17 protein-coding genes are annotated in these 18723 nt (G+C 59.1%); 7 read left to right on the forward strand and 10 right to left on the reverse strand.

Annotated elements, in window-relative coordinates; all coding sequences use genetic code 11:
* Positions 1 to 15: 15 nt before the first annotated feature.
* The 6 genes from ABH912_RS29270 to gcl all read right to left on the reverse strand — a co-directional run bounded on the left by ABH912_RS29270 (position 16) and on the right by gcl (position 7726).
* Positions 16 to 930: an urea transporter gene (locus ABH912_RS29270; RefSeq protein WP_429512382.1), complete on the reverse strand. Its 915-nt coding sequence runs from the start codon at positions 928 to 930 to the stop codon at positions 16 to 18.
* A gap of 187 nt (positions 931 to 1117) precedes the next feature.
* Positions 1118 to 2533: a pyruvate kinase gene (gene pyk / locus ABH912_RS29275; RefSeq protein ID WP_429512383.1), complete on the reverse strand. Its 1416-nt coding sequence runs from the start codon at positions 2531 to 2533 to the stop codon at positions 1118 to 1120.
* Complete coding sequence (locus ABH912_RS29280) at positions 2523 to 3803, reverse strand: glycerate kinase type-2 family protein (protein ID WP_033056042.1); 1281 nt, start codon at positions 3801 to 3803, stop codon at positions 2523 to 2525. Before ABH912_RS29280 ends, pyk begins: the two co-directional genes overlap by 11 nt.
* Positions 3804 to 3950: 147 nt before the next feature.
* Positions 3951 to 4841: a 2-hydroxy-3-oxopropionate reductase gene (locus ABH912_RS29285; protein WP_033056043.1), complete on the reverse strand. Its 891-nt coding sequence runs from the start codon at positions 4839 to 4841 to the stop codon at positions 3951 to 3953.
* Positions 4842 to 4991: 150 nt separating this feature from the next.
* The gene (hyi, locus tag ABH912_RS29290) at positions 4992 to 5774 is read right to left on the reverse strand and encodes a hydroxypyruvate isomerase (protein ID WP_046046339.1); all 783 of its coding nucleotides are present in this window, start codon (positions 5772 to 5774) and stop codon (positions 4992 to 4994) included.
* A 176-nt stretch (positions 5775 to 5950) separates the two neighbouring features.
* Positions 5951 to 7726: a glyoxylate carboligase gene (gcl, locus tag ABH912_RS29295; RefSeq protein WP_033056046.1), complete on the reverse strand. Its 1776-nt coding sequence runs from the start codon at positions 7724 to 7726 to the stop codon at positions 5951 to 5953.
* Between the two features lie 266 nt (positions 7727 to 7992).
* On the opposite strand from gcl, the gene ABH912_RS29300 reads away from it, so the two are divergent.
* Both ABH912_RS29300 and ABH912_RS29305 read left to right on the forward strand, forming a co-directional pair.
* A complete protein-coding gene (locus ABH912_RS29300) occupies positions 7993 to 8433 on the forward strand; it encodes a GlcG/HbpS family heme-binding protein (protein WP_033056047.1) in 441 nt (146 codons plus the stop codon).
* A gap of 209 nt (positions 8434 to 8642) precedes the next feature.
* Positions 8643 to 9101 (forward strand): REP-associated tyrosine transposase, encoded by a 459-nt coding sequence (locus tag ABH912_RS29305; RefSeq protein WP_033056048.1) that lies wholly within the window; start codon positions 8643 to 8645, stop codon positions 9099 to 9101.
* Positions 9102 to 9199: 98 nt separating this feature from the next.
* Here ABH912_RS29305 and ABH912_RS29310 read toward each other — a convergent pair whose 3' ends face one another.
* Positions 9200 to 9808: a TetR/AcrR family transcriptional regulator gene (locus tag ABH912_RS29310; RefSeq protein WP_033056049.1), complete on the reverse strand. Its 609-nt coding sequence runs from the start codon at positions 9806 to 9808 to the stop codon at positions 9200 to 9202.
* Positions 9809 to 9942: 134 nt separating this feature from the next.
* On the opposite strand from ABH912_RS29310, the gene ABH912_RS29315 reads away from it, so the two are divergent.
* The gene (locus ABH912_RS29315; RefSeq protein ID WP_429512387.1) at positions 9943 to 10857 is read left to right on the forward strand and encodes a DUF808 domain-containing protein; all 915 of its coding nucleotides are present in this window, start codon (positions 9943 to 9945) and stop codon (positions 10855 to 10857) included.
* 90 nt (positions 10858 to 10947) lie between these two features.
* Here ABH912_RS29315 and ABH912_RS29320 read toward each other — a convergent pair whose 3' ends face one another.
* Together ABH912_RS29320 and ABH912_RS29325 are read right to left on the reverse strand one after the other, a co-directional pair.
* Positions 10948 to 11736, reverse strand: coding sequence for an MlaA family lipoprotein (locus ABH912_RS29320; RefSeq protein ID WP_033056052.1), 789 nt, complete (start codon positions 11734 to 11736; stop codon positions 10948 to 10950).
* Positions 11729 to 13027, reverse strand: coding sequence for a serine/threonine protein kinase (locus ABH912_RS29325; protein WP_033056053.1), 1299 nt, complete (start codon positions 13025 to 13027; stop codon positions 11729 to 11731). Before ABH912_RS29325 ends, ABH912_RS29320 begins: the two co-directional genes overlap by 8 nt.
* Before the next feature lie 224 nt (positions 13028 to 13251).
* Here ABH912_RS29325 and ABH912_RS29330 point away from each other — a divergent pair, with 224 nt between their 5' ends.
* Positions 13252 to 13620, forward strand: coding sequence for a hypothetical protein (locus tag ABH912_RS29330; protein ID WP_429512389.1), 369 nt, complete (start codon positions 13252 to 13254; stop codon positions 13618 to 13620).
* 94 nt (positions 13621 to 13714) lie between these two features.
* On the opposite strand, the gene ABH912_RS29335 is transcribed toward ABH912_RS29330, so the two are convergent.
* Complete coding sequence (locus ABH912_RS29335) at positions 13715 to 15310, reverse strand: beta (1-6) glucans synthase (RefSeq protein ID WP_429512391.1); 1596 nt, start codon at positions 15308 to 15310, stop codon at positions 13715 to 13717.
* Between the two features lie 286 nt (positions 15311 to 15596).
* Between ABH912_RS29335 and ABH912_RS29340 the strand changes: the two genes are divergently transcribed.
* From ABH912_RS29340 to ABH912_RS29350, 3 genes are all read left to right on the forward strand, one after another.
* Entirely contained in the window at positions 15597 to 16448 is an 852-nt protein-coding gene (locus ABH912_RS29340) for a glycine betaine ABC transporter substrate-binding protein (protein ID WP_033056058.1), read from the forward strand.
* A 238-nt stretch (positions 16449 to 16686) separates the two neighbouring features.
* Positions 16687 to 16998, forward strand: coding sequence for a DUF485 domain-containing protein (locus ABH912_RS29345; protein WP_017337238.1), 312 nt, complete (start codon positions 16687 to 16689; stop codon positions 16996 to 16998).
* Positions 16995 to 18653 (forward strand): cation acetate symporter, encoded by a 1659-nt coding sequence (locus tag ABH912_RS29350; protein ID WP_033056059.1) that lies wholly within the window; start codon positions 16995 to 16997, stop codon positions 18651 to 18653. Before ABH912_RS29345 ends, ABH912_RS29350 begins: the two co-directional genes overlap by 4 nt.
* The last annotated feature ends 70 nt before the right edge of the window (positions 18654 to 18723 follow it).

An 18723-nucleotide genomic window follows, 5' to 3' on the forward strand; every position in this document is an offset into this window, starting at 1 on the left:
CGCCTGAACCAATGATCAGCGAAGCCTAGGTTGATTCTCCTCCAGAGTGCAAGGCGTACGGGCGACAGTGGTCTTGCCGAGCATTTGAACAATCGTGCGGATCAGCCAACAGGCGAGGATAAAAGGCGCCGTCAGCGTTGGCAGACCGATGGCGGCAAACACCGGCGTCAGCAACAGCGCTGATGCAATACCGACCAGCGGCAGCCAAGGCTTCTGGCGCTGCGGGCTGAAGGCGAGGGCGGCGAGTACGGCGTTGTAGCCACCGAGGCCGATCAATGCGGTATAGAAGTCGTGATGCAGCATGCTCCAGCCCATGCCCGCGACAGACGCCAGCAACGCCCAGCAGAATGCGCGGCGATCAGCGATCAGCAAACCCACGGCAATCATCGCACCGGCCAGCGGATGACCGAGGAACATCACCTGACCGAGGCCTTTGAGTGGTGCGGCGAGCATGTTCAGCGTATTGATTTCGATCAGGTGCGCATTTGTCGAGGGCGTGGCGAAGCACAGCAGCAACCAGCCCAGCCCCACGAAGGGCGCCGTATAGGCAGGCAGGTATTGGCTGACCCGGACGCGTTTGAGCCACTGTTGAGTGACCATAGCGCTCAGGCCGCCCGCGGCAATGATCAGCGGCGGCAACATCGCTGACCACGGGAAGTAGAGGCTCAGCAGTAAACCGAGCAAGACACCGTTGTAACTGAACAGCCCGGCCTGACGATCGGCCTTGGCATAACCGCGTCGTTGCGCGGTGAGCAGCCCGGCGACACCGCCCAGCAGTGCACCGCCGAGCAGGGCGGGCGCGGTGAAAAGAATGGCCAGCAGGCACAGCAGACCGCACAGCGGATGACGCTGGAGAAAAATCTGGCTGAAGCCGTTGAGCAGGGCAGTAGCCCAGTCGGGGCAGTGGGTGTTGAAGTGGTTGGCAGGCATGATGAAGTCTGGGGGCAGAGGAAAATCAAAAGGTCTTGCACAAACTCTGTGGCGAGGGAGCTTGCTCCCGCTGGGCTGCGAAGCGGCCCCAAATTCAGCGAATGCGGTCTTTCTGTTGGAACCGTCATGCTAAAGCGACGACTGCTTCGCAGCCGAGCGGGAGCAAGCTCCCTCGCCACAGGAGTCTTTAGATCAATGTTTCGATACGCAAAGAGTTAGTCGACCCCGGCTGCCCAAACGGCACACCCGCCGTGATCAATAACGTGTCGCCTCGCTTGGCCATGCCCTGGGCCTGGGCAATTTCCAGCGCCGTCGAGCACACCTCATCCACCTGCCGCAGCCGATCATTGACCACCGAGTGCACGCCCCACGCCACCGTCAACCGGCGAGCGGTTTGCAGGTTCGGCGTCAGGTTGAGGATCGGCACCGTCGGCCGTTCCCGCGCCGCACGCAAACTCGACGTGCCGGATTCGCTGTAATTCACCAGCACCGCCACCGGCAGCACATTGCTGATACGGCGAATCGCGCAGCTGATCGCATCGGAAACAGTCGCTTCAGCCTTAGGCCGGCTCACGTCCAGTTGCGCCTGATAGTCCGGGCCGTTTTCCACCTGACGAATGATCTTGCTCATCATCTGCACAGCTTCCAGCGGGTACTCGCCAGAGGCAGTTTCTGCCGACAACATCACCGCATCCGCACCTTCGGCCACGGCGTTGGCAACGTCGGTCACCTCGGCACGGGTCGGGGCAGGGGAGAAGCGCATCGACTCCAGCATCTGCGTCGCCACCACCACCGGTTTGCCGAGCTGACGGCAGATGCTGATGATGTTTTTCTGAATCTGCGGCACGCTTTCGGCCGGCACTTCCACGCCCAGGTCACCGCGAGCAACCATGATCGCGTCGCTCAATTCGGCGATCTCACGCAGTTGCGTCACTGCCGATGGCTTCTCGATCTTGGCCATCAAAAACGCTTTGTCGCCGATCAGTTCGCGCGCCTCGCGGATGTCTTCCGGACGCTGCACAAACGACAGCGCGACCCAGTCCACACCCAGCTCCAGACCGAAGCTCAAATCACGACGGTCCTTGGCGGTCAGCGGGCTCAGTTCCAGCACCGCTTGAGGCACGTTCACGCCTTTGCGATCCGAGAGTTCGCCGCCATTGAGCACGGTGGTGTCGATGGCGTCGGAATATTTGGTGACCACGCGAAGACGCAGCTTGCCGTCGTCCAGCAGCAGGTCCATGCCCGGTTCGAGCGCAGCGATGATTTCCGGGTGAGGCAGGTTGACCCGGCGTTCATCACCCGGCGTCGGGTCAAGATCCAGACGCAGTGCCTGACCGCGATGCAGTTGCACCTTGCCCTCGCTGAACTTGCCGACCCGCAGTTTCGGGCCTTGCAGGTCCATCAGAATGCCCAGCGGATAATTCAGCTGGCGCTCGACTTCACGAATCCACTGATAGCGCTGAGCGTGGTCGGCGTGATCGCCATGGCTGAAGTTCAGGCGAAAGATGTTGACCCCGGCCTGCACCAGCTCACGGATGTCGTCGATCCCGTTAGTGGCAGGACCGAGGGTGGCGAGGATTTTAACCTTCTTGTCAGGCGTCATTTTTAGGGCTCTCGAGAATCAGGATGGCACGGAAGTCGTTGACGTTGGTGCGGGTCGGTTCAGTGACGATCAGCGCGTCCAGCGCCTCGAAATAGCCGTAGCCATTGTTGTTGTCCAACTCGTCGCTGGCGCTCAGGCCGAGGGCGGCGGCGCGGGCGTAGCTGTCCGGGGTCATGATCGCGCCGGCGTTGTCTTCGGAGCCGTCGATGCCATCGGTGTCACCGGCCAGCGCGTAGACGCCGGGCAGGCCTTTGAGGCTGTCGGTCAGGCTCAGCAGGAATTCGGCGTTGCGTCCGCCACGGCCATTGCCGCGTACGGTGACCGTGGTTTCACCGCCCGAGAGGATTACGCAGGGCGCCGCCAATGGCTGACCGTGCAGCACGACCTGACGGGCGATACCGGCGTGAACCTTGGCCACTTCGCGGGATTCACCTTCCAGGTCGCCGAGGATCAGCGGGCTGAAACCGGCTTGACGCGCTTTCACCGCAGCGGCTTCAAGCGACTGCTGCGGACGGGCGATCAGCTGGAAGTGACTGCGCGCCAGGCTCGGATCGCCGGGTTTGACCGTCTCTGATTCCGGGCTCAGCAGCCAGTTTCGCACCGAGGCCGGGACTTCGATGTTGTAGCGCTTGAGGATCGCCAGTGCTTCGGCCGAGGTGCTCGGGTCGGCCACGGTGGGGCCGGAGGCGATGACCGTGGCGAGGTCGCCCGGTACATCGGAAATCGCATAGGTATAAACAGTGGCAGGCCAGCAGGCTTTGCCGAGGCGGCCGCCCTTGATCGCCGAGAGGTGCTTGCGGACGCAATTCATCTCGCCAATGGTGGCGCCGGATTTGAGCAGGGCTTTGTTGATCGACTGCTTGTCGGCCAGGGTGATGCCAGCCGCGGGCAACGCCAGCAGGGCAGAGCCGCCGCCCGAGAGCAGGAATATCACACGATCGTCTTCAGTCAGATTGCTGACCAGTTCCAACACGCGTTTGGCGACCGCCAGACCGGCAGCGTCAGGCACCGGGTGAGCGGCTTCAACCACTTCGATTTTTTCACACGGGGCGCCGTGACCGTAACGCGTCACCACTAAACCTGATACTTCACCCTGCCAGCAACGCTCCACCACTTGGGCCATGGCTGCGGCGGCTTTGCCGGCGCCAATGACAATCACCCGACCGCTGCGGTCTTTGGGCAAATGGGCTTCGAGGACTTGCTGCGGATGGGCCGCGTCGATGGCTGTGGCAAACAGCTCGCGCAGGAATTGTTGCGGATTGACCGACATGGCGGGCTCCCGGAATTCTTGTTATTCGAAAGGGCACACAGATCACTATAGGAGTGAGCCTGCTCGCGATTCAGGCGGCGCGGTGTGTCAGGTACACCGCGCTGATTCCATCGCGAGCAGGCTCACTCCTACAGGGTGGGGCAGGGCTTACTTATCGCGAATCGAGAAATTCGCCATGTGTTCCAGGCCCTTGATCAGCGCCGAGTGGTCCCAGTTGCTGCCACCGATCGCTGCGCAGGTGCTGAACACTTGCTGGGTGTTGGCGGTGTTCGGCAGGTTGATGCCCAGCTCTCGTGCGCCGGCCAGGGCCAGGTTCAGGTCCTTTTGGTGCAGGCTGATGCGGAAGCCTGGGTCGAAGGTGCCTTTGATCATGCGCTCGCCGTGCACTTCGAGGATCTTCGACGATGCGAAGCCGCCCATCAGTGCTTCACGGACCTTGGCAGGATCGGCACCGTTTTTCGACGCAAACAGCAGGGCTTCGGCCACGGCCTGGATGTTCAGCGCCACGATGATCTGGTTCGCCACTTTGGCGGTTTGACCGTCGCCGTTGCCGCCCACCAGGGTGATGTTCTTGCCCATCGCCTGGAACAGCGGCAGCACGCGTTCGAAGGCATCCGCATCGCCGCCGACCATGATGCTCAGGGTCGCGGCCTTGGCGCCGACTTCACCGCCGGACACCGGCGCGTCGAGGTACTGAGCGCCTTTTTCGTTGATCTTGGCAGCGAAGGCTTTGGTGGCCGTCGGCGAGATCGAACTCATGTCGATCACGACTTTGCCTTTGCCAACACCGGCCGCAACGCCGTCTTCGCGGAACAGCACGTCGTCTACCTGCGGGGTATCCGGCACCATGACGATGATGAATTCGGCTTCTTGCGCGACTTCTTTCGGGTTCGCCAAGGCAACGGCGCCACCGGCAATCAGGTCAGCAGGCGCAGCGTCGTGGTGCGCCGACAGGAACAGGCTGTGACCGGCTTTCTGCAGGTTCAACGCCATTGGGTGGCCCATGATGCCGGTGCCGATAAATCCGATTTTAGCCATGAGAAATTCCTCTTGTTTTTGTGTTGCTCAAGCAAATAGGTGCGGAGCTTTTTGTAGGAGTGAGCCTGCTCGCGATTCAGGCGCTGCGGTACATCAGGTGTACCAAGGTGAATTCATCGCGAGCAGGCTCACTCCTACAGGGGATCTGTGTCAGATCGCGTTATGCGTTTTGAGCCAGCCAAGGCCCGCTTCGGTGGTGGTCAGCGGTTTGTATTCGCAGCCAACCCAACCCTGATAACCGATGCGGTCCAGGTGTTCGAACAGGAAGCGGTAGTTGATTTCACCGGTACCCGGTTCGTTGCGCCCAGGGTTATCGGCCAACTGGATGTGGTTGATCTCGCCCAGGTGCGCAGCCATGGTGCGGGCCAGGTCGCCCTCCATGATTTGCATGTGGTAGATGTCGTATTGCAGGAACAGGTTGGCGCTGCCGACCTGTTCGCGAATCGACAGGGCTTGCGCGGTGTTGTTCAGGTAGAAACCCGGAATGTCGCGGGTGTTGATCGCTTCCATCACCAGTTTGATGCCCGCGGCTTGCAGCTTGTCGGCGGCGTATTTGAGGTTGGCGACGAAGGTTTTTTCCACGGTGGCATCGTCGATGCCTTGCGGACGAATACCGGCCAGGCAGTTGACCTGGGTGTTGCCCAACACTTTCGCGTAAGCAATCGCCAGGTCGACACCGGCGCGGAACTCTTCAACCCGGTCCGGCAGGCACGCGATACCGCGTTCGCCCTTGGCCCAGTCACCGGCCGGCAGGTTGAACAACACTTGGGTCAAGCCATTGGCATCAAGCTTGGCCTTGATCTCGGCGGAGCTGAAATCGTAAGGGAACAGGTATTCGACACCACTGAAGCCGGCCTTGGCGGCAGCTTCAAAACGGGCAAGAAAATCCTGCTCGGTGAACAGCATGGACAGGTTGGCTGCGAAACGCGGCATGGTGGTCTCCTTCCGGATAAAAGTACAAATGGCCCGGCTAAACGCGATCAGTCCCCTCTCCTGGGGGAGAGGGTTAGGGTGAGGGGGAATCTAAAGTCTGATCCCGATAATGCGAACGCCGCAAAACCTTTCCCTCACCCCAGCCCTCTCCCGGAGGGAGTGGGAGCCAGACCGGGTTAATCCAGCAACGAAATCGCCGTTGGCGCATCGTTGCCGACCAGCGCCAGGTCTTCGAATTCGTTGACGGCGTTGATCTCGGTGCCCATGGAAATGTTGGTCACGCGCTCCAGAATGATTTCGACGATCACCGGCACCTTGAACTCTTCGATCAGCTCCTGAGCCCTGCGCAGGGCAGGCTGGATCTGACCTGGTTCGAACACACGCAGCGCCTTGCAACCCAGGCCTTCGGCCACCGCGACGTGGTCCACACCGTAACCGTTGAGTTCCGGAGCGTTCAGGTTGTCGAAGGACAGCTGCACGCAGTAATCCATGTCGAATCCGCGCTGAGCCTGACGGATCAGCCCCAGGTACGAGTTGTTCACCACCACGTGGATGTACGGCAGCTTGAACTGCGCGCCCACCGCCAACTCTTCGATCATGAACTGGAAGTCATAGTCGCCCGACAGTGCCACGACCTTGCGAGTCGGATCAGCCTTGACCACGCCCAGCGCTGCCGGAATGGTCCAGCCCAGAGGGCCTGCTTGACCGCAGTTGATCCAGTGACGTGGCTTGTAGACGTGCAGGAACTGCGCGCCGGCAATCTGCGACAGACCGATGGTGCTGACGTAGCAGGTGTCTTTGCCGAACACCTGGTTCATCTCTTCGTAAACCCGTTGCGGCTTGACCGGCACGTTGTCGAAGTGAGTCTTGCGCTGCAGGCTGGATTTGCGCTGCTGGCAGTCTTGCAACCAGGCGCTGCGGTTTTTCAGCTTGCCGGCGGCTTGCCATTCGCGAGCGACTTCGATGAACACGGTCAGCGCGGCAGCGGCGTCGGAAACGATGCCCAGGTCCGGGGTGAACACGCGGCCGATCTGGGTCGGTTCGATGTCAACGTGAATGAACTTGCGGCCTTCGGTGTAAACGTCGATCGAACCGGTGTGACGGTTGGCCCAACGGTTACCGACACCCAGCACCAGGTCGGACTTGAGCATCGTGGCGTTGCCGTAGCGGTGCGAGGTTTGCAGACCGACCATGCCGACCATCAACGGGTGATCGTCCGGAATGGTGCCCCAGCCCATCAGAGTCGGGACCACAGGAATACCGGTCAACTCGGCGAATTCCACCAGCAATTCGCTGGCGTCGGCATTGATGATGCCGCCACCGGCCACCAGCAACGGACGCTCGGCCTGGTCGAGCATGGCCAGGGCCTTCTCGATTTGCACGCGGTTAGCGGTTGGCTTGGCCAGCGGCAGGGGTTCATAGGCGTCGATGTCGAATTCGATTTCAGCCATCTGCACGTCGAACGGCAGATCGATCAGCACCGGGCCTGGACGGCCTGAGCGCATTTCGTAGAAGGCTTTCTGGAACGCGTAAGGCACCTGGCCCGGTTCCATGACGGTGGTTGCCCACTTGGTCACTGGCTTGACGATCGAGGTGATGTCGACAGCCTGGAAGTCTTCCTTGTGCATACGGGCGCGGGGTGCCTGGCCGGTAATGCAAAGAATCGGGATCGAGTCGGCCGAGGCGCTGTAGAGCCCGGTGACCATGTCGGTCCCGGCAGGGCCGGAAGTGCCGATGCACACGCCGATGTTGCCGGCCTTGGTGCGGGTGTAGCCCTCGGCCATGTGCGAGGCGCCTTCAACGTGGCGAGCAAGGACGTGATCGATGCCACCGACCTTCTGCAAGGCGGAGTACAGCGGGTTGATCGCGGCGCCGGGGATGCCAAAAGCGGTATCAACCCCTTCACGGCGCATCACCAGAACGGCGGCTTCGATTGCTCTCATTTTGCTCATGGTTTTGTGCCTCTTACGTTTTGTAATTGTATACAAGTGGCTTTGCGCAGAGTGTATTCACGGCGGACGGCGCAGGTCAATCCATTTTCTCAAGCGGCCGTTTCATTCGTCGGAAGCCCAATCTACTGTGGCTTTTCGTCGCATGTGGCGCTTTTCGAAAATTATTGTATACAAAAAAATAACTCATTGTGTTCTATTTGTTGCATCGGACTTCTGAGCAAAACGCAGTCCAGCAGCTTTCCCTATAACAAAATGAGGACGGCACCATGAGCGCTTTAACCTTGAAAGTCGCAGTCAACCTGGCCAATCAGGCTATCTCCGCAGGGCGTGCAATCTCGGCGGCTCCATTGACTATCGCAGTACTGGATGCGGGTGGACACTTGGTCACCCTGCAGCGTGAAGACGGCGCCAGCCTGCTGCGCCCGCAGATCGCCATCGGCAAAGCCTGGGGCGCCATCGCTTTGGGCAAAGGCTCACGCCTGCTGGCGCTGGACGCACAACAACGACCGGCGTTTATCGCCGCTTTGAACAGTCTGGGGCAGGGCAGCGTCGTCCCGGCACCGGGCGGAGTCTTGATTCGGGATCAGGAAGGGAATGTGCTGGGGGCGGTGGGTATCAGCGGTGATCTTTCTGATGTTGATGAGCAATGTGCAATCAACGCGATTGAGGCGTCGGGGTTGCGGGCGGATGCGGGGGTGAGTGCTTGACCTTCAGCGCCTGAACAAATGTCATCGCGAGCAGGCTCGCTCCTACAGGTTTTGTGGTCGGACACAAATTGTCTGACTGCTGGAATCCCCTGTAGGAGTGAGCCTGCTCGCGATAGCTGTCTACCAGACACATCCAGCCAATAGTTTGCCCCACCCACTTCAATCCACAGAGCTAGCCTTCTCATGACCTGATCACGGGAGGCTAAGGAATGCCGGATTTACCTGCCGCAAATCGATTGCGAATCGGTCGCTATGCCGAAGCCAGTCGAATTTATCTGTTAACCACCAACACAGTTCACAGAACCCCGGTTTTCAAGGATTTCACCTTGGGCCGGCTGGTGGTCGATCAATTTCGCAATGCACAGAATCTAGGCTTTGCGAACTCGTTGGCTTGGGTGGTCATGCCAGATCATTTTCATTGGTTGATTGAGTTGCAAAAGGGATCTTTGAGTGAGCTGATGCAAAAAACCAAGTCGATGAGCACCAAAGCCATAAAGCAGTCTACCGGTCGAAGCACCAGTCTCTGGCAGAGAGGATTTCATGATAGGGCGCTGCGGCGGGAAGAGGATTTGGTGAAGCTGGCTCGATATGTAGTAGCCAACCCGTTGCGGGCTGGACTGGTCGAGAAGCTTGGCGACTATCCGTTGTGGGATGCTGTTTGGGTTTGAGCTGAAATCGAGTTGCCTTCATCGCGAGCAGGCTCGCTCCTACAAGGAAATGTAATTCAATGCGGGAGCTGGCTTGCCAGCGATGGCCGCGCCGCGGTTTAACGGTCCGGCTCACACCCCTTGAGCACCAACCGGATAATCGTCTGCGCCGCCGCTTCATAGTCGGCCTCATCGAGTTTGGCCTTTCCGGTCACCGCGGAAATCTGCCAGTCGAAGTCGGCATAGGTCTGGGTCGCGGCCCAGATGCTGAACATCAGGTGGTTGGGGTCGATCGGGGCGATCTGGCCGCGGTCGATCCAGGTCTGGATGCAGTCGATGTTGTGCTTGGCCTGGCCGTTGAGCCGTTCAACCAGATCAGCGCTCAGGTGCGGGGCGCCGTGCATGATTTCGCTGGCGAACACCTTGGAAGCAAAGGGCAGGTCGCGGGAGATGCGGATTTTCGAGCGGATGTAGCTGCTCAGTACGTCACTCGGCACGCCGTCGGCGTTAAACGGTGTCGAGGCCTGCAGAATCGGTTCGATGATGCTTTCCAGGACCTCGCGGTAGAGGTTTTCCTTGGATTTGAAATAGTAGTAGACGTTGGGCTTGGGCAATCCCGCCTTGGCTGCGATGTCACTGGTTTTGGTCGCAGCGAAGCCCTTGTCGGCAAATTCTTCACTGGCGGCACGCAGGATCAGTTCTTTGTTGCGCTCGCGGATGGTGCTCATAAACCAGGGGGTTCCTTGCCTGTTCTGGCGGTTGCGCATGGTAGCACCGGCCTCGCGCGGCGCTCAAGAATGCCCCGTGCGGCACCCGGCCGCGTTATGCTGCGCGGCATCTATTTAAGAAGGAAACCTGATTCATGGCAGGAAGCAGTTTGCTGTTGCTGATCGACGACATCGCCGCGGTACTCGACGATGTGGCGTTGATGACCAAAATGGCCGCCAAGAAGACTGCCGGCGTGCTCGGCGACGATCTGGCGCTCAATGCCCAACAGGTTTCCGGTGTGCGTGCCGAGCGGGAAATCCCGGTGGTGTGGGCGGTGGCCAAGGGCTCCTTTCTCAACAAGCTGATCCTGGTGCCCTCGGCGTTGGCCATCAGCGCGTTCATTCCCTGGCTGGTCACACCGTTGTTGATGATCGGCGGCGCGTATCTGTGTTTCGAAGGTTTCGAGAAACTGGCCCATAAATTCCTGCACAGCAAGGCTGAAGACCAGGCCGAGCATGCAGAGCTGGTCGAGGCCGTGGCTGATCCGGCGGTCGATCTGGTGGCGTTCGAGCAGGACAAGATCAAAGGCGCCATCCGCACCGACTTCATTCTCTCTGCAGAAATCATCGCAATCACCCTGGGCACCGTGGCAGGTGCCTCGCTGACCCAGCAAGTCATCGTGCTTTCGGGCATTGCCATCGTCATGACCATCGGCGTGTATGGCCTGGTGGCCGGCATCGTCAAACTCGACGACCTCGGCTTGTGGCTGACTCAGAAGCCTGGACAGATCGCCAAAAGCATTGGCGGCGGGATCCTGCGTGCGGCGCCGTACATGATGAAAAGCCTGTCGGTGATCGGCACGGCAGCGATGTTCCTGGTGGGTGGCGCAATTCTCACCCACGGCGTGCCGGTGGTTCATCACTGGATTGAGAACGTCAGTGCAGGGGCGGGCGGTGCCGGTTTTATCGTGCCGACGTTGCTGAATGCGGTGGCGGGGATTGTGGCAGGGGCCATTGTGTTGGCCGGTGTTATGGCCGTGAGCAAAATCTGGAAAGCAGTGAAAGGCTGAAGACAGCCACAATCAAATGTGGGGTTTGAAAAATCCCAATAAAAAGGCCATTCGATTCGCATCGAATGGCCTTTTTTTGTTGCCGATGAATTACTCGGCGATCTGCAACTTGCGCGACTCGGTGTACACGTAGCGCACTTTCTCGTACTCGAACGGCGAGTTCAGCTTGCCATAGCGGAAGCTGTTCTGGTGACGCTTGTCGATGCCACGCAGGACCCAGATTTCCGGATGGTTTTCGCTGACTTCGGCGACGTTCAGGAAGTTGATCGCCGATTCCGCGCTGAAGTCCACCACCAGGCCACCGGTGTCGCGGAGGTTCGAAGGGCCGAGGATCGGCAACACGAAGTAGGCGCCGCTGGGTACACCGTAGAAGCCCAGTGTCTGGCCGAAGTCTTCGTTCTGGCGCGGCAGACCCATGGCGGTCGCCGGATCCCACAAGCCGGCGATGCCGACGGTGGTATTGAGCAGCAGGCGCGCGGTGGTTTCCATCGAGCGCTGACCCTTGAACTGCAGCAAGCTGTTCAACAGGTTCGGCACATCACCGAGGTTGTTGAAGAAGTTGCTGACGCCAGTGCGCAGGAAGCTCGGCGTGATGTAGCGATAGCCATCAACCACTGGCAGGAACACCCATTGGTCGAAGCGGTAGTTGAAGTGGTAGACGCGGCGGTTCCACTCTTCCAGAGGGTCGTAGACGGCCAGCGCGCTAAGCGTCGAACGTTCGAACTCGCGCTGATCCAGGCCCGGGTTGAATTTGAGCTTGCTCAGAGGCTCCTTGAAGCCGTCACTGTCAATCACAACCGGTGCGTTGGCTTTGCTGTTGTCGGCATTGGCGACGCCTGCACAGAGTAACGCTGCGATAAGCAGGAGATATTTAGCCACGGAAGAACTCCAGCATGGCGTCGCTGTTGACGCGGTAATTAAGGTTGCCGCAATGGCCGCCCAGCGGGTAAATGGTCAAACGATCGCCAAAGGTCTTGCGCAGGAAACCAAGGTCGCCAGGGCCGAGTATCACGTCGTCGGCGTTGTGCATGACGGCGATTTTCGGGCTGTCGTGCAGGTAATCCTTGAGTGCATACAAACTGACCTGGTCGATCAGTTGCAGCAGGCTGCCGCCGTCGGTGCGGGCGCGCCACATCGGGATGACCTGTTCGGTGATGTAACAGTCGAAGTCGCACTGCAGCGCGCGTTTGAGGAACGGCGTGAGGGTGGTGCCTTCGGTGATCGGGTATTTCGGTGGAGTAATCAGACCGCGACGGTTGATCAGGTCCGAGGTGAAGGCAATGTCGGCTGCCGAGAAGCGGAACGATGTGCCGATCAACATGGCCATCTGTTCGTTGCTCAGGTGCTGCTTGGACTGCTGGAAGTCGTAGAGCAGCGCATCGTTGAGGTCGATGTAGCCTTTCTGCTGGAAGTAACGGGTCAGTTTGTCCAGCACCAGCTCGTAGAAAGTGGTGGTGTTGTTGATGCCCTTGACCTCGGTCTGGACGAGCTTGTCCAGGTTGGTAATCGAGGTGTAGAGGTTGACCGGCGGGTTGAGCAGCAAGACTTTCTTGAAGTTGAAGCTGCGGCGGGTTTCGTCCAGGTGCGCGACAAATGCCGCGTCCAGTGCGCCCAGGCTGTAGCCGGTCAGGTAGTAATCAGTGACGGGCACTTTCGGGTTTTGTGCCCGCACGGCCTGCATCACACGGTACATGTCTTCGGCGTCTTCTTTGGTGATGCCGGGTGTGGCGAAGCGTGAGGCGGCGCTCATGAAGTCGAAGCTGGTGGGCGACGACAGTTGCACCACATGGTAGCCGGCCTTGTAGTAGAGCTTTTTCAGGTACTCGTTGATGCTGCTGTCGTAGCGCGCGCCGGTGCCGGCGATCAGGAAGATCAGCGGTGCGGCTTTTTCTTGTGTGGCGATGCGGTAGGTGAGCTTTTTCACCGGCCAGAAGTTGTCCGGCAGGTCGAACTCACGTTCCGGGCGCAACCTGACGCTGCGGTCGGTCTGATTGATGTCGTCATCCAGCGGCAACTCCGGGCGCAAGTCCGGCGGTGTCGTGGCAATGGTCGCCTCGAACGGGTTGGTCAAGGGGTAGCCATAACTGGCAGCGTCGATATCGACGGCCAGTGCGGACGCACTCAAAATAAGGCCGCCAAACAGGGCGGCGAAGCGCAAGGAACGGAGCATGACTAGATCCCTTAGAGAAAGGTGCCAAATGAAGTTCGCAGGCTATGACCACGGGGTTTGCGCCAAAGTGCCATGGGTCGGCACCAATCAGGCCTAATTTCGAGGTAATAGTAGCTGGACGATACACTTTGCAGAGATTTCGTGGCCAATTATCTGTCACGCGCGTTTGCTTACCGCTGGCGGGGGATTAAGCTGGCCGCCGTTTTCGTTTATTGGAGTGCTTCATGTCCCGTCGTCTGCCTGTGATTCTGCTGCTCGTTCTCCTGCCGTTATGGCTGGCCGCCAGTTATGGCGCGCGTTATGGCTTTATGGAGGATGCTCAATGGGTCGGCGTCTGCGTGGACGAAGCGAGCCGCTGGGAATGCCAGGTTCGTTCGAGCCTGGGCTTGATGATTCACTTCAACGTATTGGGCTTCGCGGCATTGGCGGCAGCCGTTATCGGTTTTGTGCTGCCGGGACGGGCAGGGTGGTGGTTGGCGGTGCTGGCGCTGGTGTTCGGGTTTCTGGCGTTGGCGTTGTACAACACGACTTTGGCGGTGTTTGCGGTGGTGATTGCTGGATTGCGGTTGGTCCGGGCGTCTCGTAGCGTCTGATATTCCGTCTTCGCGAGCAAGCCCGCACACATTTGACCGCATTCTCATGTGGGAGCGGGCTTGCTCGCGAAGAGGCCGGCAGCAGCAATGAAGATCAGCCCTTGCGAACCCGCAAACTGCGCCACAACGCTGCAACCATCAACACACTCACCAGCGCCCAACCCCAGGCCTGCTGATTCTGCAACCCTTCACGATAAAGCTGCGGCGCAATGCCGGCACCGATGATGAAGGTCAGCAGGGCAATCTCCCGACGCGGCACGCTCACCGGGCGGCACAGATAGACCAGCGCCGGCAGGATGAATGCGACACTCGGGAAGCTGCGATAACGCGGATCGAACACCAGCTCCAGCATCATCACCGCAGCGGCAAAACCGGCTGCGGCGAGCAACCAGCCCGCCCGACGTTCCAGCGTATTGAACGCGCGTCCGCGCCAGCCAGTGCGAGCGCTCAGGGTCAGTGCCGCATGGGCCAGCACCAACACGTTCAACGCCGTCAGCAAAGCGACCCACAACCACTCACTGCCAAACCGCGTAGTGACACGGGCCAGGTCGCCCCAGGCGCCAATCGAGCAAGCGGCCAGCGCACCCAGCAGCGGTAGAACCAGCGCTGCGCGAGTACTGCGGACACGGCCGCCGAGGGATAGCGTGCCAAGGAAGATCAAACCACCCACTGCCAGCCACTGCGTCCAGTAAGGCACGTTCGACACCGGACCGGCGAGCACGCCCTTGTCCTGGCGATCGGCATCGAACAGCCCCCAGTAACCACCGACTGCACCTTCGCTGGCGCGTTTCCACGGCTGGTCGAAGGCTTCGATCAGGTTGTAATGCCAGCCTTGTTGCTCCGCCATGATGACAAAAGCGCGAATGAACTTGGCTTCATTGACCCGGCTCGGCAGGGCGGTTTCACGCTGACGGCCTTCGCTGGGCCAGCCGGTTTCGCCAATCATCACGTCCTTGGGTGCGAACTTGTTGCCGAACACCTGACGTACTTCGGCCACATGCTGCAGGGCGGCGTCGATGTTCGATGGATCATCTTCCCAGTACGGCAACAAGTGAATGGTCAGGAAATCCACCGCCGGGGCGACTTCCGGGTGCTTGAGCCAGAACTCCCAGACATCGGCGTAAGTGACAGGCTGTTTGACCTGGCTTTTGACTTTACTGATGAGCTTGGCCAGCTGCGCGCCAGTGACTTCCTTGCGCAACAGGGTTTCGTTGCCGACGATCACCGAGGTCACCACGTCCGCGTTGGCGTTGGCCGAGGCGATCAGCAGGTCGACTTCCTTGGCGGTGTCCACCGGGTTGCTGTTGACCCAGGCTCCGATCATCAGTTTCAGCCCGTGCTTGCGCGCCAGGTCGGGCAGGGCCTCGAGGCCGGTCATGGAATAGGTGCGGATGCATTCGAAGCTTTTGGCCAGCAGCGCAAGGTCGGCGTCCATGCGCTCGGGGCGCAGCTTGAACGGCTGATCGAACGGCGATTGGTCCTTGTCGAACGGGGTATAGGAGGCGCATTGCAGCTTGTGAGTCGCGCTGGCCACGTCCGGCAACACCACCGGTTTACCGAGGCCGTACCAGAAGCCACCCAGGGCAAAAAGCCCCAGCAGGCAGGCGAATAGATAAGCAAAAAAAGGAAAGCGGGATGTCGCGGGCATGGTCAGGCCGTCTGGGAGCAAAGCCGCGCATGTTACCTTCATTTGCCGCGTGCTTGGTGGCCTGCATACTTTTGACATGCAATGTTTGGGCGGATTGGCCGACGGACTTCCGGTGGTCTAGATTAATGGCGTTCTGATGTCGTTTCTCGATGCCTTGAGGTCGCTGGTAGAGAAGGTCGCCATTGTCGGGAGGTTGATTATCGGGGCGTCAGTACTCCGCTGATGTTCGGACGAGTTTGCGGTGGGCGTGATGGGGGCGCTGTGCACCATAACAATACGTTGACGCGACTCGGCATCCGTCGAGCGCAGCACTTTCGGGGAAGTAACGATGAAGATGCGACGACTCTTGGGCGCAGGTGCCGCTTTGGTGCTGGCGATCAGTTCTACTGTAGCCAGCGCCGAAGGCAAGGCAGTGACTATCGGTTATGTCGACGGCTGGTCGGACAGTGTTGCCACGACCAACGTGGCCGCTGAAGTGATCAGGCAGAAACTCGGTTATGACGTGAAACTGCAAGCAGTTGCCACCGGGATCATGTGGCAGGGCGTGGCCACTGGCAAACTCGATGCCATGATGTCTGCGTGGCTGCCTGTGACTCACGGTGAATACTGGACCAAGAATAAAGATCAAGTCGTCGATTACGGTCCGAACTTCAAGGACGCAAGAATCGGCCTGATCGTGCCGGAGTATGTCAAAGCTAAAAGTATTGGCGATCTGAAAACCGACGACAGCTTCAAAGATCGTATCGTCGGCATCGACGCCGGTTCGGGTGTAATGCTCAAGTCCGAACAGGCAATCAAGGACTACGATCTGACCGGCTATCAACTCAAGGCCAGTTCCGGCGCCGGCATGATTGCCGAGCTGACCCGTGCCGAGAAGAAAAACGAATCCATTGCAGTCACCGGCTGGGTACCGCACTGGATGTTCGCCAAGTGGAAACTGCGCTTCCTGGACGACCCGAAAGGCGTTTATGGCGCGGCTGAAACTGTGAACAACATCGGCAGCAAAGAGCTGGCAACCAAGGCTCCGGAAGTTGCCAAGTTCATGAAGAACTTCCAGTGGGCATCGAAAGACGAAATCGGCGAAGTCATGTTGGCCATTCAGGATGGTGCCAAGCCAGAAGCCGCCGCCAAGGATTGGGTGGCCAAACACCCGGAACGCGTTGCAGACTGGACCAAATGATTTGAGCTGACGCGTCTGGTCAGCACCTTACAGGGCCGCTTGGTATCACTGCCAAGCGGCCTTTTGCATTCCCGGATTCTTGTAGATAGAAGATGGGTGTATAGCAGGCTAATTAATATGTGCTGAAAAAAGGCAAAACCGTCATGTCGTTCTAATACTAAGGTCGTCTGGAACCAGTTCCGTAGCCGCATAGAGTGGATAACGTTCCAACTTCATCTGTGCTGCGAGGATAAAAACAATGAACGACAGCATTTACCTCTCGATTCAAAACAGCCCGCGCTTCAAGGAGCTGGTTAGTAAGCGAGAAAGGTTCGCCTGGATTCTTTCGGCGATCATGCTTGGGCTTTACTCCGGATTCATTCTTTTGATTGCTTACGGGCCGCATATTCTGGGGGCGAAAATCAGCCCCGAGTCTTCGATTACCTGGGGGATACCGATTGGTGTCGGGCTGATTCTCTCGGCCTTTATCCTGACTGCAATCTACGTACGACGCGCCAATGGCGAATTCGACGACCTGAACAATGCGATTCTCAAGGAGGCTCAGCAATGATCCGGCGTCTAATGGCTCTATTGAGCATCGCAGCCTTTGCACCTGGCGCCTGGGCAGGTGAAGCCCTGACCGGCGAAGTGCACAAACAACCGCTCAACGTTTCCGCGATCCTGATGTTCGTCGCGTTCGTTGGCCTGACCCTGTGCATCACCTACTGGGCCTCCAAGCGCAACAATTCGGCGGCTGACTACTATGCGGCGGGTGGCAAGATCACCGGCTTCCAGAACGGTCTGGCGATTGCCGGTGACTACATGTCGGCGGCGTCCTTCCTGGGGATTTCCGCCCTGGTGTTCACTTCCGGTTACGACGGCCTGATCTACTCGATCGGCTTCCTGGTGGGCTGGCCGATCATTCTGTTCCTGATCGCCGAGCGCCTGCGTAACCTGGGTAAATACACCTTTGCCGACGTGGCGTCCTATCGCCTTGGGCAAACCCAGATCCGCACGCTGTCCGCTTGCGGCTCGCTGGTGGTGGTGGCGTTCTACCTGATCGCGCAAATGGTCGGTGCCGGCAAGCTGATTCAGCTGCTGTTCGGTCTCGACTACTACGTTGCCGTGATCCTGGTCGGTATCCTGATGTGCATGTACGTGTTGTTCGGCGGCATGCTGGCGACCACTTGGGTGCAGATCATCAAGGCAGTGTTGCTGCTGTCCGGTGCTACGTTCATGGCACTGATGGTCATGAAGCATGTCAACTTCGACTTCAGCCTGCTGTTTTCCGAGGCGATCAAGGTTCACCCTAAAGGTGAAGCGATCATGAGCCCGGGCGGGCTGGTGAAAGATCCGGTTTCGGCATTCTCGCTTGGCCTGGCACTGATGTTCGGTACCGCTGGCCTGCCGCACATTCTGATGCGCTTCTTCACCGTGAGTGATGCGAAAGAAGCTCGCAAGAGCGTGCTGTATGCAACCGGCTTCATTGGTTATTTCTACATCCTGACGTTCATCATCGGCTTCGGCGCGATCCTGCTGGTCAGCACCAACCCTGCCTTCAAAGATGCTGCTGGCGCGCTGTTGGGCGGCAACAACATGGCGGCGGTGCACCTGGCTAACGCGGTGGGTGGCAGTATCTTCCTGGGCTTCATCTCGGCGGTAGCGTTCGCGACCATTCTGGCTGTAGTGGCTGGTTTGACGCTGGCCGGTGCTACTGCGGTGTCCCACGACCTTTACGCGAGTGTGATCAAGAAGGGCAAAGCCAACGACAAGGATGAGATCCGCGTCTCGAAAATCACCACCATCTGTCTGGGTGTGTTGGCGATCGGTCTGGGCATTTTGTTCGAAAGCCAGAACATCGCGTTCATGGTGGGCCTGGCGTTCTCCATCGCGGCGAGCTGTAACTTCCCGGTGCTGCTGCTTTCCATGTACTGGAAGAAGCTGACCACGCGTGGTGCGATGATCGGCGGCTGGTTGGGTCTGATCAGTGCCGTTGGTTTGATGGTCCTTGGGCCAACCATTTGGGTGCAGATACTGCATCACGAGAAGGCTATCTTCCCGTATGAGTACCCGGCGCTGTTCTCAATGGCCATTGCGTTTATCGGGATCTGGTTCTTCTCGGTCACCGACAAGTCCACAGCGGGTGCTAATGAGCGTGCGCTGTTCTTCCCGCAGTTTGTTCGTTCGCAGACTGGTTTGGGGGCGAGTGGGGCGGTTGCTCATTGATCGTGTGAACGATCACCGTGCCTGAATGATTGCGCTCTAATACCCCTGCCGACCGGCAGGGGTATTTTTT

Source organism: Pseudomonas sp. BT76 TE3572, assembly GCF_050435365.1.
Taxonomy (GTDB): Bacteria; Pseudomonadota; Gammaproteobacteria; order Pseudomonadales; family Pseudomonadaceae; genus Aquipseudomonas; species Aquipseudomonas fluorescens_W.

Coding starts and splice junctions, on each gene's coding strand:
- ABH912_RS29310 (WP_033056049.1), bottom strand. CDS start 9,808: ATGAGCACCATCCGCGAGCGCAACAAAGAACTGATCCTGCGTGCCGCC.
- ABH912_RS29345 (WP_017337238.1), top strand. CDS start 16,687: ATGAACGACAGCATTTACCTCTCGATTCAAAACAGCCCGCGCTTCAAG.
- ABH912_RS29270 (WP_429512382.1), bottom strand. CDS start 930: ATGCCTGCCAACCACTTCAACACCCACTGCCCCGACTGGGCTACTGCC.
- ABH912_RS29315 (WP_429512387.1), top strand. CDS start 9,943: ATGGCAGGAAGCAGTTTGCTGTTGCTGATCGACGACATCGCCGCGGTA.
- hyi (WP_046046339.1), bottom strand. CDS start 5,774: ATGCCGCGTTTCGCAGCCAACCTGTCCATGCTGTTCACCGAGCAGGAT.
- gcl (WP_033056046.1), bottom strand. CDS start 7,726: ATGAGCAAAATGAGAGCAATCGAAGCCGCCGTTCTGGTGATGCGCCGT.
- ABH912_RS29335 (WP_429512391.1), bottom strand. CDS start 15,310: ATGAAGGTAACATGCGCGGCTTTGCTCCCAGACGGCCTGACCATGCCC.
- ABH912_RS29340 (WP_033056058.1), top strand. CDS start 15,597: ATGAAGATGCGACGACTCTTGGGCGCAGGTGCCGCTTTGGTGCTGGCG.
- ABH912_RS29285 (WP_033056043.1), bottom strand. CDS start 4,841: ATGGCTAAAATCGGATTTATCGGCACCGGCATCATGGGCCACCCAATG.
- ABH912_RS29325 (WP_033056053.1), bottom strand. CDS start 13,027: ATGCTCCGTTCCTTGCGCTTCGCCGCCCTGTTTGGCGGCCTTATTTTG.
- ABH912_RS29350 (WP_033056059.1), top strand. CDS start 16,995: ATGATCCGGCGTCTAATGGCTCTATTGAGCATCGCAGCCTTTGCACCT.
- ABH912_RS29280 (WP_033056042.1), bottom strand. CDS start 3,803: ATGTCGGTCAATCCGCAACAATTCCTGCGCGAGCTGTTTGCCACAGCC.
- pyk (WP_429512383.1), bottom strand. CDS start 2,533: ATGACGCCTGACAAGAAGGTTAAAATCCTCGCCACCCTCGGTCCTGCC.
- ABH912_RS29330 (WP_429512389.1), top strand. CDS start 13,252: ATGTCCCGTCGTCTGCCTGTGATTCTGCTGCTCGTTCTCCTGCCGTTA.
- ABH912_RS29300 (WP_033056047.1), top strand. CDS start 7,993: ATGAGCGCTTTAACCTTGAAAGTCGCAGTCAACCTGGCCAATCAGGCT.
- ABH912_RS29305 (WP_033056048.1), top strand. CDS start 8,643: ATGCCGGATTTACCTGCCGCAAATCGATTGCGAATCGGTCGCTATGCC.